Origin of the sequence: Thiocapsa sp. (assembly GCF_035467215.1) — a bacterium.
Classification (GTDB): Bacteria; Pseudomonadota; Gammaproteobacteria; order Chromatiales; family Chromatiaceae; genus Thiocapsa.
The window spans coordinates 1-14849 of record NZ_DATITZ010000077.1; the positions used below are offsets into that span (position 1 = coordinate 1).

14 protein-coding genes are annotated in these 14849 nt (G+C 65.4%); 7 read left to right on the top strand and 7 right to left on the bottom strand.

Annotated elements, in window-relative coordinates:
* A partial coding sequence (gene coaBC / locus VLR48_RS03900; protein WP_325290521.1) for a bifunctional phosphopantothenoylcysteine decarboxylase/phosphopantothenate--cysteine ligase CoaBC occupies positions 1-789 on the bottom strand: 789 nt, incomplete at its 3' end.
* 68 nt (positions 790-857) lie between these two features.
* Here coaBC and radC point away from each other — a divergent pair.
* Positions 858-1532, top strand: a complete 675-nt coding sequence (radC, locus tag VLR48_RS03905) for a RadC family protein (protein ID WP_325290522.1) — start codon at positions 858-860, stop codon at positions 1530-1532.
* Positions 1533-1754: 222 nt separating this feature from the next.
* Here radC and VLR48_RS03910 read toward each other — a convergent pair whose 3' ends face one another.
* From VLR48_RS03910 to vapB, 3 genes are all read right to left on the bottom strand, one after another.
* A complete protein-coding gene (locus VLR48_RS03910) occupies positions 1755-2138 on the bottom strand; it encodes a DUF393 domain-containing protein (RefSeq protein ID WP_325290523.1) in 384 nt (127 codons plus the stop codon).
* Positions 2139-2207: 69 nt separating this feature from the next.
* Positions 2208-2606 carry a type II toxin-antitoxin system tRNA(fMet)-specific endonuclease VapC gene (vapC, locus tag VLR48_RS03915; RefSeq protein ID WP_325290524.1) on the bottom strand — a complete coding sequence of 133 codons (399 nt, stop codon included), beginning with the start codon at positions 2604-2606 and terminating at the stop codon, positions 2208-2210.
* A complete protein-coding gene (gene vapB / locus VLR48_RS03920; RefSeq protein WP_325290525.1) occupies positions 2603-2833 on the bottom strand; it encodes a type II toxin-antitoxin system antitoxin VapB in 231 nt (76 codons plus the stop codon). The genes vapC and vapB overlap by 4 nt, the downstream gene beginning before the upstream one ends.
* 147 nt (positions 2834-2980) lie before the next feature.
* Between vapB and VLR48_RS03925 the strand changes: the two genes are divergently transcribed.
* Positions 2981-3832: an isocitrate lyase/PEP mutase family protein gene (locus VLR48_RS03925; protein ID WP_325290526.1), complete on the top strand. Its 852-nt coding sequence runs from the start codon at positions 2981-2983 to the stop codon at positions 3830-3832.
* Between the two features lie 121 nt (positions 3833-3953).
* Here VLR48_RS03925 and VLR48_RS03930 read toward each other — a convergent pair whose 3' ends face one another.
* Positions 3954-4562, bottom strand: coding sequence for a DUF4124 domain-containing protein (locus VLR48_RS03930; RefSeq protein WP_325290527.1), 609 nt, complete (start codon positions 4560-4562; stop codon positions 3954-3956).
* 172 nt (positions 4563-4734) lie between these two features.
* On the opposite strand from VLR48_RS03930, the gene VLR48_RS03935 reads away from it, so the two are divergent.
* The 3 genes from VLR48_RS03935 (at position 4735) to VLR48_RS03945 (ending at position 10727) form a co-directional block, all read left to right on the top strand.
* On the top strand, positions 4735-5961 hold the full coding sequence (locus tag VLR48_RS03935) for a potassium/proton antiporter (protein WP_325290528.1): 1227 nt from the start codon (positions 4735-4737) through the stop codon (positions 5959-5961).
* Between the two features lie 377 nt (positions 5962-6338).
* Complete coding sequence (locus tag VLR48_RS03940; protein WP_325290529.1) at positions 6339-6965, top strand: DUF3611 family protein; 627 nt, start codon at positions 6339-6341, stop codon at positions 6963-6965.
* An 84-nt stretch (positions 6966-7049) separates the two neighbouring features.
* Positions 7050-10727: a translocation/assembly module TamB domain-containing protein gene (locus tag VLR48_RS03945; protein WP_325290530.1), complete on the top strand. Its 3678-nt coding sequence runs from the start codon at positions 7050-7052 to the stop codon at positions 10725-10727.
* Positions 10728-10817: 90 nt separating this feature from the next.
* On the opposite strand, the gene VLR48_RS03950 is transcribed toward VLR48_RS03945, so the two are convergent.
* The gene (locus tag VLR48_RS03950) at positions 10818-11312 is read right to left on the bottom strand and encodes a DUF1269 domain-containing protein (protein ID WP_325290531.1); all 495 of its coding nucleotides are present in this window, start codon (positions 11310-11312) and stop codon (positions 10818-10820) included.
* Positions 11313-11343: 31 nt separating this feature from the next.
* Complete coding sequence (locus VLR48_RS03955) at positions 11344-11562, bottom strand: glycine zipper domain-containing protein (RefSeq protein WP_325290534.1); 219 nt, start codon at positions 11560-11562, stop codon at positions 11344-11346.
* A gap of 323 nt (positions 11563-11885) precedes the next feature.
* Between VLR48_RS03955 and VLR48_RS03960 the strand changes: the two genes are divergently transcribed.
* Both VLR48_RS03960 and VLR48_RS03965 read left to right on the top strand, forming a co-directional pair.
* Positions 11886-13244, top strand: a complete 1359-nt coding sequence (locus VLR48_RS03960; protein WP_325290532.1) for a saccharopine dehydrogenase — start codon at positions 11886-11888, stop codon at positions 13242-13244.
* A gap of 46 nt (positions 13245-13290) precedes the next feature.
* Positions 13291-14754: an alpha/beta hydrolase gene (locus tag VLR48_RS03965; protein ID WP_325290533.1), complete on the top strand. Its 1464-nt coding sequence runs from the start codon at positions 13291-13293 to the stop codon at positions 14752-14754.
* Positions 14755-14849 lie beyond the last annotated feature (95 nt).

Sequence of the window (14849 nt, forward strand, 5' to 3'; positions counted from 1 at the left end):
GCGCGCCGTCACGGCGGCATGCATCTCCAAGGCCGTCTCGACCTTGACCAGCTCGGTCACCGCAGGCGGCGTCAAGGCGCTCGGTCCGCTGACCAGGACCACGCGTGCGCCCAGATCGGCCAGCGCGCTTGCCAGTGCATAGCCCATGCGACCGGAGCTGCGATTGCCCAGATAGCGCACCGGGTCGAGCGGCTCTCGGGTCGGCCCGGCGGTCAGGAGGACGCGCACGCCGGCCAGCGGGTACGGGTCCGAGCCGGTCAGCGCCTCGGCGATCTCAAGCGGTTCCAGCATCCGTCCCGGGCCCTGGTCGCCGCAGGCTTGGATGCCCACGCCCGGCCCCAGGATCCGCGCGCCGCGAGCCACCAGCCGCGCCAGGTTGTCTTGGGTCGCCGGGTGACGCCACATCTGCTGATTCATCGCCGGGGCGAGGATCAGCGGCGCCTCGGTCGCCAAGGCCAAGGTCGTGAGCAGGTCGTCCGCGATCCCGGCCGCCAGACGGGCCATCAGGTCCGCGGTCGCCGGGGCGATCAGCAGCCGATCCGCCCAGCGTGCCAGCTCGATATGCCCCATGCCGGCCTCGGCCGCCGGGTCGAGCAAATCGGTTCGCACCGGATGCCCGGAGACCGCCTGAAAGGTCAAAGGGCCGACAAAGGCCGTCGCCGCGTGTGTCATCACCACCCGCACGTCGAAGCCGCGCTCGCGCAGACGACGCACCAGATCGACCGATTTGTAGGCGGAGATGCCGCCGCCGACACCGAGCAGCACCTGATTGCGGGGGCTTGGATCCATGACCTTTACGTGTACACTGCGTCTGCGGAACAGGCCGCAGTTTAACGCAACCCATCGACGGAGGTCGCATGCCGATCAAGGACTGGCCGGAGGGTGAACGGCCGCGGGAGAAGCTCTTGGAGCGGGGGGCGGGTGCACTCTCGGACGCCGAGCTGCTGGCGCTGTTTCTGCGCACCGGGGTGCGCGGCAAGAGTGCTGTGGATCTGGCGCGCGAGCTGCTCGCGGACTTCGACGGTCTCGTCGGGTTGCTCGCCGCGGACCAGAGACGCTTTTGCGAGGGCAAGGGTCTCGGCAAGGCGAAGTTCGCCGAGCTTCAGGCGGTCCTCGAGCTCAGTCACCGCTACCTGCTCTCCCGGATTCGAGGCCAGGATGTGCTCACCAGCCCGGAGGCCACCCGCGATTATCTCAAGCTGCGCCTCTACGGCTCGCCGCACGAGATCTTCGCCTGTCTCTTCCTCGACAACCGACACCGGGTCATCAGCTACGACGAGCTGTTTCAAGGTACGATCGACGGGGCCAGCGTTCATCCTCGCGTGGTTGTCCAACGCGTGCTCGCAACCAACGCCGCGGCCGTGATCTTCGCCCACAACCATCCCTCGGGTGTGGCGGAACCCAGCCAGGCGGACCTGCGGATCACGCAGCGTCTCAAGGAAGCCCTAAGCTTGATCGACGTGCGTGTCCTGGATCACGTCATCATCGGCGACGGCGAGGGAACGTCCTTGGCCGAGAGAGGGCTGCTTTAGGTGTGGGAGGGCTGTTGGTCCGCCAGGCTCACGGAGTGAGCGACCCATCGGCGCAGACTTTTCCCGGATCCACTGTCCGACGTAGCCGGCCATGGCATGAATCGATGCCGGTGGTTTCCGGCTGCCCCGACGGGACTCACTATGCGAGCTCGGGGCAACGCCCCGGGACGACGACTTACGGCCCTCCGCTCAATCGTGGTTTCGCCGCGTAGCTGAATCTCCCTACACATCACGAGACGTCAAGGTGCAGGCGCCATCCTTGCAGCGGCGCCTCAACCGCCAGTCCGCGAATCGAGCGTATCCCCAATCGAGCGGCCTGACCAAGCGCAGACCCTGCACCAAGGTCGCGAGGCGACGATAGCCCGGCAGCCGACGCCAGATCGCGACGAAGGCCGGAACGCCCGTCAGGATGCTGCCGTCGGTCTCCTTGGCATGGATACGGCGCATGGCGTCCGTGCGGTCGATCCCGGCCTCGGCCAATGCGCCTCCGTCGTCCGTAATGTCGACCCAGTGAATCGCTTCCGCCTTGTCGATCCGCCGGTAATGGGCAATCTCTTTGCTGCACAGCGGGCAGCCGCCGTCGAAATAGGCCGTGAAAGTGGTCATTGTGTGGTTGCGTCGCTGTCCGGAGTGTTCTTCGATATCGTGCAAAGATGGAATCGCTTGCGCGATCGCTCAACCCCACTGCTCGACCCGCAACCCCTCAACCCGCGCAAATTCATTGATATTGTTGGTCACTAGAGTCGCGTCGAGACTCAGGGCGTGGGCCGCAATCAAGAGATCGTTCGGGCCGATCGGGCAACCTGCTCGTTTGAGCGCAACGCGAAGCCGTCCGTAGCGGCGCCCGGCTTCAGCATCGAAAGGGAGGATCTCCAGCGGCAACAGGAAGCGCTCCAGTCGATCCAGGTTCTCGTCGACCCGGCCGCTGTTCTCCACGCCGAAACGCAGCTCGGCATAAGTGATCGACGAGATACCGACGTCGCCGATGCGATAGTTCCGGATCTGACGAAGGATGTCCGGCCGCTTTTGATTGATCGCGTAGATGCAGATGTCCGTATCCAGAAGGACGATCACGCGATCGACTCCCGTTCCTGCATGTCCGGTTGGTCGCGCGTCAGCGTCAAGTCATCCGGAAACTCCGCCAGGACATCGAACATGACCTGCCAGGGATCGTCCTTGGGCAAGAGCACCACGGCATTGCCCAGACGCTTGATCACCACCTCGTCACCCCGGAAGCGGTATTCCTTGGGCAAGCGAACAGCTTGACTGCTGCCGTTCAAGAAGAGCTTTGCTGTTTCCATCGGAATCCTCGGCACAAGAAATATATACGTTACGTATAGACTTTCCGAAATCGATCGTCAAGGCGCCGCAAGGTTGGGCATCAGCCGCGCAGATCGCCGTCGGCAGCTATACTCCACCTCCGGCAAAAAAAGACAGGATCGCCCCCCTTGAACGAGCCCGCCGCCCGGCTGCGCACATTCCTCGATCGCGGCGACATGCTCGTCATGCCCTGCTGTTTCGATGCCCTTTCGGCGCGATTGATCGAGCAGGCCGGATTCCCGTTGACCTTCATGAGCGGTTTCGCGGTCTCGGCGAGCCGCCTCGCCCTGCCAGACACCGGTTTGATCTCGGTGACCGAGATGCTCGACCAGGGACGCGCCATTTGCGATGCGGTGCGGATCCCGGTCATCGGCGACGGCGACACGGGCTACGGCAATCCGGCCAACGTCAGGCGTACCGTCGATCAGTATGCCAGTGCCGGGTTCGCAGGCATCATGATCGAGGATCAGGTGATGCCGAAACGCTGCGGCCACACCGGGGTAAAGGAGGTTGTGGAGCGCGGCGAGGCGATCCGCCGGGTGCGCGCCGCCGTGGATGCGCGCGACGCCGGAGCAGCCATCCTGATTGTCGCCCGGACGGATGCGCGCAGCGCCCTCGGCCTGGACGAAGCGCTATGGCGGATGCGGGCATTCGCGGACCTCGGCGCCGACATCCTCTTTCTCGAAGCACCGCGCGACGAGTCGGAGATGCGCCGCTTCTGCACCGAGGCCCCCGGCATCAAGATGGCCAATATGCTCGAAGAGGGCATCACGCCGGTCCTACCGCCCGCGATGCTCGCGCAGATCGGCTACGGCATCGCCGCCTACCCGCTGACCCTGTTGAGCACCGCCGTCTTCGCCATGCGCGAGGCCCTCGCAGAGCTGGCCGCCGGGCGCACGCCAAAGCGCCGCGTCGACTTCCGCACGCTCCGCGAGCTGGTCGGGTTCGATGCCTACGATGATCTTTTGAAGCGCTACTGAGGACCGAGAGGGCCGTCAATACCGCAGCGCGAGCGGACGCCCTTTGGCCAACCAGCCCGCCCAGTCGGCGGCGAACGCACTCAGGCCACCCGGATAGACCCGATTCAGGTACGCCTCGTGGTCAAACGCGCGGCACCGATGTTGCGCAATCGTGTTCAGGTCGAAAGACCCCGTCGATGTTCGCCGACACCGCCGAGTCGAAACCGGAATCGCGGCGCGCGCCGAAAAAGCAATAGTCGGTCGAGAACATCCCGACCCCGCCTTCGGCCGTATGGCCCACGACACGGGCATCGGGAACGGTCGGTTTGCGATCGGAAAACACAGCTCGACCTGCTTCGTCTGTATAGCGATAGACCTCGTGCTGGGCCTTGCGCGTGGGGTTCGGCGTCGGTGTCCGAGCGCAGGGGCTACCGATCTCGTCATGCGAGACACGCCGCCGGGCGTTCGGGATCAGGACAGGTGTCTGCGAAGATGAGCGACCGGCAATCGGCGCAACGTCTAAGGGATCATGCACTTGCGGCAACGACCGCGCCCACTGCCCGAGGCCGATTGCGTCCAGATAGCCTCGCCGCTGGTCCTCGCTGGAGGCCAGCCACATGAGTCCCGTGGACAGCAGGAGCGCGATCAGAAGAGGAAATGCCGCCTGGAGATCGGCCGCCCGATCGTTCAGCCAACGGCGAAGGTCCGATCCGCGACCCTGACGGCCGGATGTGCGTGGTCTCCTCGGCATCGATCTGATCCGTCCCTGTCGTTCCCCGCGTTCGTGTGCGAAGATCGTCGTTGATTCCCATTGCCTCCGCGAAGGTTATCGCAGTACGTTCGCTGCTGTCCAAAGCGCGCGGAACACTGCGCGGATAAAGGCCGATGTCGGCGAGATCAAATCAGATGAGAAGGGGCGGCGCGTGATCGGGTCACTGGAATGGGCACTCTTGGTGGTCGCCGGCTTGGTCCTGTTGAGCGTTCTCCTCAGTCCGCTCGCGATCCGTCTCGGCGCGCCGATCCTCCTCATCTTCCTCGGGATCGGCATGCTCGTCGGTCAGGACGGGCCGGGGGGATACGCGTTCGACGATTTCGAGCTCGCCTACCATGTGGGCAGCATCGCGCTGGCGGTGATCCTGTTTGCGGGTGGGTTGGGTACCCGCGTTCGCGATATCCGCGTCTGCTGGGGTCCCGCACTGACGCTGGCGACGCTCGGCGTGGTGATCACCGCGGCCGTGGTCGGCCTATCGATCTGGCTGCTGGGGGTTTCCTTGTTGGTGGCCCTCTTGCTCGGCGCCGTCGTCGGATCGACGGACGCGGCGGCGACCTTCCTGCTGCTGCAAGGGCGGGGGATCAAGCTGAAAGGTCGTGTCATGGAGACGATCGTGGTCGAGTCCGGCCTCAACGACCCGATGGCGATCTTTCTGACCATGGTCCTGGTGTCCTTCGTCGATGCCGGGGGTGCCGATCTGTCGTGGGAGCTGGGCGGAACCTTCGCGCTGCAGCTTGGGGTGGGAGCTGTCGCAGGGCTTCTCGGGGGACTGATCCTCGCCTGGCTCATCAACCGCCTCGAGCTGGCGAGCGGGCTCTTTGCCGTGTTGGCCTTGTCCGGGGCCACGGCCCTCTTCGGCGGCACCCAATTGATCGGCGGCAGCGGTTATCTGGCGGTTTTTATCTGCGGGGTCGTCCTGATGGATCGCGTCAGCGGGTTGCGCCGGGAAGAGTTGAACATCACGCATGGGAGCCTCGCCTGGCTCAGTCAGATCCTGATGTTCCTCTTGCTCGGCTTGCTGGTCACGCCGCACCAATTCCGGGGCGAGGTCATGCACGCGGCCGGCATCGCCTTCATCTTGATCTTCATCGCGCGCCCTCTTGCGGTGGCCGTCTGTTTGGCGCCGTTCCGATTCAGCCTGAACGAGCGACTCTTCATCGCATGGGTGGGTCTGCGGGGAGCGGTGCCCATCTTTCTCGCAATCATCCCGGTCATGAGCCCCGGCCCCGTCGACGTGAACTTCTTCAATGTCGTCTTCATGGTGGTGATCGCCTCGCTCGTTCTGCAGGGCTGGACCATCCCGTGGCTGGCGCGGCGGCTCGATCTGGAGGATAAACGCGAGGTGGCCGCGTCGGAATCACTCGAGCGCCGACAATGACGGACCCTTAGGTGTCGCAGTCCGAAGCCCGCAGGCGAGCAGCATCCCCTAAATCCATAAACGTCTTGCGGCGATGCAGGGGCCCGACTATGCTTTTGCCCCGCCGATCCGGGGGGTTCGTTAAGACATCCGAATCGCCTGCAGGGCTTAGCCGCGTCCCGTCAGCGTTCTTCGCCGAGCCGGCGATAGACGAGCTCGTCGGCATCTTGATTCATCGTCCCGGTGATCGACGCAGTCGCACCGGGATCGGGTGTTTTGCTTTTCTCCATGCCATGCGAGGCCACCGGAGACACGTCGAAGGTGTTTGAAGCTTGTTGACGAAAACCGCCCGCTCGCGGGTTTTATGACAGCCAACCCCGTTTAAGGATGAGATCGACATGTTCAAGAAGTTCATCGAGAATTCTTTGAAAAAGACCCGTACCCTGCCGCGCATCAGCTTGGCGAGATCGTTTTCGCGGCTGGGCTGGACCGGATTCTGGATTCAGATCGTGGTGGGGGCGATCCCGATCGTGCTCATGACCTACACCTTCGTCTTCGCACAATCGCCTACCGGACCGCGTGCGGGCTTGCCGATCGTTGAATATCTGACGATGGGAAGCCTGGCGATCCTCGTCTTCACCACCTTCTGGTTCTATCGCTATACGAAGATCGCCAAGCGGATCGCCGGTCCGGAGCAGTCCCCCTCGGAGGAGGATCTTGCCGGAACCGTCTGGGTCGGTCTGGTCGCAAGCAGTGTCGCGATCCTCTTCACCATCGTGGTGATGTTCATCGAGGTCGCGCACCTGCTGTTTTACTTTCTCTCCACGCCGCAAGGCGGTGTCCCGGTGTTCCAGACCACCGGGACCGGACCTGCGAGCTGGGTCTCGGCCGTCGATATGCTGAGCCTCATGTCCATGGTGATGACCCTTTTGGCCGAGCTGGTCGTGATGGTCTTCAGCCTCTGGCTGCTGTTCCGGGTCACCGAAGGTTCGCCCGAGTACGGCGGGGGCAAGGTCGTCGTCTAGACCGGGTCTGTTCGCTCGGTCATCCCGTCGCGTCGCGCGCCGCGCCGACGCAGCGGTCGTCCTCGACAGGCTTCTCGGAGGCCGATGACCGATCTGCGCGACAACGACGGCTCGCGGGCTCTGGTGGATGCCCAACGGCCCGCGCCCTTCGGGGCCTCCGATCCCGATCCTGCACGACCCGGCACCACCACGGCGCTCGCATCGCGAGCGCCTCGGCGTCGGCCCCCCTTTCGCCTCTCCAATCCGCGTCTCTTCTCCGGATTTCCTCTCGTCTTCCTGCTGTTGCTGCTCTGGTTGGGCGCGACCCAGTCCGGCTTGCGGGCGGTTCTCGACCTGGTCGCAGAGTTGAACCCGGACCGTTTTCAGATCGGTCTGGCCGAAGGGCGACTCTTCAGCCGGATCGTCGTCGTCGATCTCTCGATCCGGTTGCCCGCCTTCGCGATCCGCATCGGCCGCATCGACCTTGCATGGTCGCCCCTGCGGACGTTGGGCGGAACCCTGTCGATCGCCGAGATCCGAGCGACGGACGTCGACCTGGTTCCGGGCGATCGCGTGCGCGACCCCGAGCACCCCGTCGTCCTGCCCGATCTCCTTTTGCCGCTGTCACTCGAGCTGGGCTCCGCACAGATCGAGCGCCTGCGGATCTTCGCGGCGGACAGCGACCGGCCCGTAACCGTCGTCGAGCGGGCCGAGCTCTCCGGGCGCCTCGACGACGGCCTGCTGTCCATCGACCGCGTCGGCGTCATTCTGAGCGAGCCGACGTTCGAAGTGGACGGGAGCGGAACCGCCCGATTGACCGGCGCTTACCCGCTCGACCTCGACCTGAACTGGGAGCTGCAGACGACGCCGAGCGCCCGCATTCTAGGCCACACGGGTCTGCACGGAGACCTGACGCGTCTCGCTTCGCAGAGCACGATCACCGGCTCGGCAGACCTGAATCTCGATGTCGAGATCAGCGATCCGCTCGGGCGCCCGGGGTGGAGCGGCACGCTCGCGCTGGTGTCTCTGGATCTGCCCGCATTCGATGCCGATCTGCGCGAGGTCGCGATCAGCGGCATGCTCGCGATACGGGGCGATGCGGCCTCAACCGCAGTGACCGGCGAGATCCAAGCGGAGCCGGTCGAGCAACCCGCGCTCGGACGTCTCGACGCCTCGCTGGATCTGCTGTGGAAAGGCCCTGCACTCGAAATCCGGTCCCTGGATCTGCGCCGCAGCGACTCGCCCATGCAGCTTTCGGCGGGGGGCCGGATCGACCTGAACACGACCGCCGGGGTTGATGCGGCACGAGCACAACCGGCGGGAGCCGAACCCGACACGTCGCTCGCCACACCGGCTTGGGATCTGCAGCTCAGCGGCACGGCGCTGAACCCGGGCGAGTTGCTCGCCGCGTTCCTCGTGGATGCCGACCCCGAGCGCTGGTCCGGCCGCATCGCTCTGCAGGTCGCGAGCCGCGGCCGCCTCACCGAGACGGGTCCCGCGTTGACGGCGACACTCCACGAGCTGAGCGGCGAGCTGCACGGCTATCCGATTTCCGCGACCGGCGACTTCGCGCTCGCCGAGGGTCTGCTGGCCATCGATGCCTTTCGCATGCAATCCGGTTCAAGCACACTCAGCATCGACGGCGCCCTGGATCAAGCACTCGATCTTCGCTTCGCGCTGGATTCGCCCGACCTGGCGAGTCTCTATCCGGGCGCGGCCGGCCGCGTGCAAGCCGCAGGCTCGGTCTCCGGCGCCGTCGGTTCGCCGCATTTGAAGGTCGATCTCACCGCCGGAGACGTCGCGATCGCGGGGCAAGGCATCGCGCGTTTGTCGGCGCTCGCCGATCTGGATCTCGCCCCCGATGGACGCCTGGAGATCCGCGCGGATGGAGAGGATCTCGTGATCGAGAACCGGCGCTGGAAGGCGCTCGCAATCCGGGGCGAGGGCCGCAGAGCGGATCATCGGCTGGGCCTTTCCCTGGCGGGCGATGCGCTTTCGGTCGAGCTGGACCTCGAGGGCGGTCTCGCAGAAACGGGCCGCTATCGGGCCGAGTTGACGGCGCTGCGGCTGGACAGCACGGAGCTCCAGACCTGGAGCCTCCAACGGCCGAGTCCGATCGACCTGACCTGGCCGACCTTCGCCGCCGGACCGCTCTGCATGCGGCACGCGCGTGGATCCGGCGGTTGTCTGGAGATCTCGCGGGACGCGAATGCGGCCGTGACGCTCGGGGTTGCTCTGGACCGGTTCGATCTTGAGATGCTTGCGCCGCTGTTGCCGGATGACCTCTCGCTGGAAGGTGACGCCGCACTCGATGGACGCTTCGTGGCCAAGGGAGCGGCCTTGGAAGGACGTGCCACGGCGACCCTGTCGACGGGTCGACTGAGCTTGCCGAGCACCCGCGGCCCGGGCGAGGTCATCACGCTGTCGGGCGCCCGACTCGACATCGACGCAGCGGCCGGCAACCTGCGAGGCCGGCTCGCCCTGCCGCTGGAAGGACTGGGTCAAGCCGATGTCGATCTGGAGCTGACCGGCTGGCGGCTCGACGATCCGGTCCGTCCCGCGCAGCCGTTGAGCGGCCGTATCCGCGCCCGCATCGATGGATTGGAACGGTTCGCAGACCCGATTCCCCAACTCTCGCGCTTGAGGGGCCATCTCGGCGCGGATCTCGCGCTCGGGGGCACGCTCGGCACGCCCGGCATTCGCGGCGAGGCCCGGATCGAGCGCGGGGGTTTCAATGTCCCTCTCCTCGGACTGGATGTGGCGGACCTGACGCTGTCGGCAAGCGCCGCTTCGGCAGACCGGATCCGAGTCACGGGCGGCGCCGATGTCGGCGGCGGGCGTCTGGAGATCGGCGGCGACGGCGGATTCGGCCCCGACGGTCCGCGTGCGCGGCTTCGGGCGACCGGAGAGCGGCTCGTTATGATCGACACGAGCGAATATTTCGTCAGGGTGTCGCCGAGGCTCGATCTGGACGCAACCGCACGGGGTGCGCAGGTGCGTGGAGAGATCCTGATCCCGGAGGCGCGCATCAGCCCGCGCGCCCTTCCCGCGGGGACGCTGAGACCCTCGAACGACGTTGTCATCAAGGGGACGGACCGCCCACCGCGCTATCCGATCGACCTCGCCATCGGGCTGCGCGTCGGCGAGGGGGTGACTCTGGATGCCTTTGGTTTGACCGGGAGTCTTGCAGGGAACCTCGACCTGATCAAAACTCCGGGCCGCGACCTCTCGGGCGACGGACAATTACAGATTCGCGACGGGCAATACCGGATTCCGACCGGTTTGGGGGTGGCGGCCGATCTCGTCGCGCCGCTGAGCATTTCACGCGGTCAGCTGATCTGGGTCCGAAACCCGATCCGGAATCCTGGGTTGCTCGTTCTGGCCCGGCGCGGAACGGGCAGGACGGAGGCAAACGTTCGGGTGGTCGGTACACTCGCCGACCCGCAGTTCACCTTCTTCTCGAACACGGATCCGGCGATGAGTCAGTCCGACGCCATCACCTTCCTGGTCACGGGAATCGCACCCGGCGGTTCCGATGCAGACCATAGTGCGGCGCTCGCCTTCGGCCGATATATCGCACCCGGAACCTTCCTCGAGTACGAAACCGGACTCGGCGATGCCCGGAATCGATTCAGGCTACGCCGCAACCTCACCGACCGCATTCAGCTCGAAGCCCAGAGCGGCCGGCGCCAGAGTGTCGATCTATTTTGGACCTTCGAACGGGCGAGGTCCGACAGGCGGACGATCGTCCCCGCGCAGGGAAAGGCGATCGACAGCGAATGACCGGCGTCCTCGGCTCGGGGAGTCGAGCACCGCTCGCATGAACGGCCGGGGCGAGGCGGTCCGGAACCGCCCGCCCCGGCTCCACTCGGCTCAGCTCGCCCCCTCCAGGAACGCCTTCAGGCTCTCTTCCCGATCCTTCTCCAGCGAGGTCTGCAGGACCTTGCCCTTGCCCTTGAACCCCGCGAGCCCTTCGAGGACCTTATCCGCCGTCACCTTGCGAACCAGGATGAACACCGCAGAGCATCCGGGTTGGAAGTTCTGCGCCAATCCCTGCATGAAATCGTCGTCGATGCCGATATCCGAGAACTTGCCGGACAGCGCGCCGGCGCCGGCCCCGATCGCAGCTCCGAGGAGGGGATTGAGGAAGACGAGACCGATCAGCATGCCCCAGAAGCCGCCGCCCACCGCACCGACCGCCGAGAGATTCACGGCCTGATGGAGCTTCACCTTGCCGGCGTCGTCTTTGGTGACGACCACGACGTCTTCCATGTCGATGAGGTAGGCCTTCTGCATCTTGGCAAGCTCGGCGCGCAACTCGAACGCCAGATGCTCCTCGGGGAACGAAACGACGATCAAATCACTCATGGATATCTCCTCGGCTGGATAACTCTGCGGTTCACAGGTTGCCCTTTTGATGCTCGTCGACGAGATAGCCTCCGAGGGCACCGACACCGGCGCCGATCAGGGCACCCGCTCCGGCCTGCGCACTGAAGGCCCCGATCGCGGCGCCGGTCGCAAGACCAAGTGCGGTGCCGGTTCCGACACGGGCCCCCGTGGTGTTTCCGCACCCGGAGAGCGCAACGGCAGCGACGAGGGTCAAAGGGATGGCGATCATTTTCAAGTTGGTCTCTCCTAATCTCAGTGTCAAGGCCCCGGGAGCCGGGGGGTTCCTTCACGATCGAGCGGACGGATAGGCTCCCTCGGAGGGGGCCGACGGGACCGCCCGAAGCATCCGCTCAACACCGACGAGCCACGGCATCGAGCGACCACGTTCGACGTGTCGTCGAAGCATGACAGCCCCCGGCGGCTTGTCCACCGACGGGCTTCGGCGTATCTTCCCGCGGTCGGAAGCGCATCTCGTCATGGTTGTTTCCGACCCTTTCGAGCCGAAATCCGGCTCCGCGATCATAGCTCAGATTCTCCGTTAGGAGGGCAACCATGCCGGCCAGCAATGTGACGGAATCTGCGACTTGGCCAAGCGCGCAGCCGACCAAGATCGTGTTTTTCGGACTCGGCGCCGTGGGGTCGGCACTGCTGATCTGCCTCTCCGAGCTTGCCGAGCGCGACGATGTTCCGGTGCGTTTTGTCGTCTACGTCCTGAACCCGGACGCCGCACGCGATGCCCTCTTTCACGCCGAGCGCGTCTTCGACCGGATCGAGTTCATCGGTGTACCCGACTTCGCTCCGGTGTTCGCGCTCGAGCCCGGATACGAGACCGCGCTCACTGGGGCGGTCATGATGGTCAACGCCGCATTGCCGGAGTTCAACGGGCCCATGATCGAGCTGGCGTTGCGCATCGGCGCGCACGCGGTCGACCTCGCCTCCGACATGTACGATGCAACCACCGACCGAACACTGACCTTCTCGCAATACGGGTTCGACCAAGCGTTGCGCAAGCGCGGGATCGCCGCGCTGATCAACATGGGCATCTCACCCGGCGTCACGAATTTTCTGATCGGCCGCCGCATGCACGACCTCCTCGCCGGCGACCGCAAAGAGCTTGAGATCGAGAGCATCGATCTGTATCTGCTCGAAGACATCGATTCGGATTCGGTCATCTTCTCCTGGTCGCCGATCGTCGCCCTCGAAGAGCTGGCACAGCATCCGCGCATCCTCAACAAAGGCCGGATGCAGATCCTGGAACCTTTCAGCGCCGGGCGCGATTATGCCTTTCCGCACGAACCCCGGCCGATTCGCCAGTATCCGCTCTACCAGGAGGAGCTGCTGTCGCTCCATCGCGCCTTCCCGGACGTCGAATCGATCGGGGTCTACACCGGCGGGTCCGAGGTCGAGCTGGTGAAGGCGCTCTTCCAGCTCAATCTGCTCTCCAAGCGCACCCTGCCGCATCAGCCCGAGCTGACCGTCGAGGCGATGGTGCGCGCCATCCTGCCGGGCATGAACAAGCCGCGGCGCATCGAGGAGTATCTGCGCAACGGGACGATCCGCCGCGCGCACTTCTCCGCCGCCGCCGAGATCCGCGTCTCGGAGGTGGTGCGCAACGACCGTCAGACCGCCATCGAGACGGTCGGCCTGAGCTATCTGCGCTACCACGATCTGCTCAACACACCCTATGCCGGGGCGACCTATATTTCCTATCCGACCGCGGTCGGTGCCGCCATCCTGGCCTGGCATGCGCTCGAGTACGCACGCGAGGCACCGGGCGCGCTCGTCGGCGTCGTCGGGGGGGAGGATGTCGCGCGCCTGCTGCCGAGGATGCGCGCCGACGCCGTTCGACGCGACTTGGTGGCCTGGGATATCGATCTCTTCGAGAGTGTCCGCGACGCCTCGGTCGCCTGATTTTGCGCAGCAACACCCACGATCGAGCCTGTTGAGGACCTGTCTCATGCTTGCGAGGACCGCCCGAATCCTGAAGTTGGTCGCACAGCTCGTCGCCGTGAGCGCATTGACCTTCCTTGCCGTGCGGGCCTTCGACGCGCACCAGAGTGCACCGCTTGCCTCCTGGCACACCTTCGTCCCGAGCGAGATGGTGGCCGAGGAGCTCGACGAGGCCGATTGGGCAACGTATCTGGCGCGGGAGCAGACGCTCTTCGACGAGGTGCGCTCGGAGGTCACGGAACAGCTCGACCCGAAGGAGCGCATCCTCTCCAACCGCTATTTCGACGGCAGCCCGCTCTATCCGGGCCGATTTGAGCGGGACTGGAACCACTCCTACGTCCTCGAGCCCGACGGCGAGCCCCGGGGCGCGGTCGTCCTGCTCCACGGCCTGACGGATTCCCCCTACAGCCTGCGTCACATCGGCCGACACTACCGCGAATCGGGTTATGTCGTGATCGGGATCCGCCTGCCCGGACACGGGACCGTCCCGGCCGGCCTGACGCGCGTGCAGTGGGAGGATTGGTCGGCCGCGACGCGCTTGGCGGTGCGCGAGGCGGTGCGTCGGGTCGGACCCTCGGCGCCGCTGCAGTTGGTGGGCTTCTCCAACGGCGGGGCACTCGCCATGAAGTATGTGCTCGACGCCGTCGAGGATCCCTCCCTGCGGAAAGCCGATCGGGTCATCCTGATCACGCCCATGATCGGAATCACCGAGATGGCCCGGTTTGCGGGATTCGCCGGCTTGCCCGCGATCTTTCCGGCGTTCGCGAGCGCGGCTTGGCTCGGCGTCATCCCCGAGTTCAATCCATTCAAATACAACTCGTTTCCGGTCAACGGGGCACGCCAGTCGTCGCTCCTGACACGCGCCTTGCAGCCGCGCATCGCCCGCTACGCACGCCAAGGGCGTCTCGACGAGCTGCCCCCGATCATCACCTTCCAGTCCGTGGTCGATTTCACCGTCAGCACGCGGGCCATCGTCACGAGCCTCTACGCACAGCTCCCGCAAAACGGCAGCGAGCTGGTGCTCTTCGATATCAACCGCAACACCAAGTTCGGGCCGCTGATCCGACCGGGCACGGAGACGGCGCTCGAACGCCTGCTTCCGCCGACGCCGCGCCCGTTTAAAACCACCGTCATCGCCAACGCCGACCCGAACAGCAGCGAGGTTGTCGAGCGCGTCACCGACGCGGGCGAGACGACCGAGCAGACCAGAGCGTTGGGATTGACCTATCCGCGCGACGTCTTCTCGCTCTCGCATGTCGCCCTGCCGTTTCCCATCGACGATTCGCTCTACGGTCTGGAGCCGAACGAGAACGAGGACTTCGGTGCCCACCTCGGGGCGTTGGCCATCCGCGGCGAGCGAGGGGTCCTGGTGATGAGCCTGGACTCGCTGGTGCGCCTGTCCTGGAATCCCTTCTTCCCGTACCTGTTGGAACGGATCCAGGAGGGCGCCGTCGAGCCGTCGGGCCGATGAGTCGTCGCGTCGTCGGCCCGGCCGGGTTTTCGGATCAGCTCATGTTGTTGCCAAAGCTCGCGCGCCCGACGATCAGGGGATCGACCGGGCCGATA

Coding starts and splice junctions, on each gene's coding strand:
- vapB (WP_325290525.1), bottom strand. CDS start 2,833: ATGGAAACAGCAAAGCTCTTCTTGAACGGCAGCAGTCAAGCTGTTCGC.
- VLR48_RS03930 (WP_325290527.1), bottom strand. CDS start 4,562: ATGCCGAGGAGACCACGCACATCCGGCCGTCAGGGTCGCGGATCGGAC.
- VLR48_RS03960 (WP_325290532.1), top strand. CDS start 11,886: ATGCCGGCCAGCAATGTGACGGAATCTGCGACTTGGCCAAGCGCGCAG.
- VLR48_RS03945 (WP_325290530.1), top strand. CDS start 7,050: ATGACCGATCTGCGCGACAACGACGGCTCGCGGGCTCTGGTGGATGCC.
- VLR48_RS03910 (WP_325290523.1), bottom strand. CDS start 2,138: ATGACCACTTTCACGGCCTATTTCGACGGCGGCTGCCCGCTGTGCAGC.
- VLR48_RS03940 (WP_325290529.1), top strand. CDS start 6,339: ATGTTCAAGAAGTTCATCGAGAATTCTTTGAAAAAGACCCGTACCCTG.
- VLR48_RS03950 (WP_325290531.1), bottom strand. CDS start 11,312: ATGAGTGATTTGATCGTCGTTTCGTTCCCCGAGGAGCATCTGGCGTTC.
- VLR48_RS03965 (WP_325290533.1), top strand. CDS start 13,291: ATGCTTGCGAGGACCGCCCGAATCCTGAAGTTGGTCGCACAGCTCGTC.
- radC (WP_325290522.1), top strand. CDS start 858: ATGCCGATCAAGGACTGGCCGGAGGGTGAACGGCCGCGGGAGAAGCTC.
- VLR48_RS03955 (WP_325290534.1), bottom strand. CDS start 11,562: ATGATCGCCATCCCTTTGACCCTCGTCGCTGCCGTTGCGCTCTCCGGG.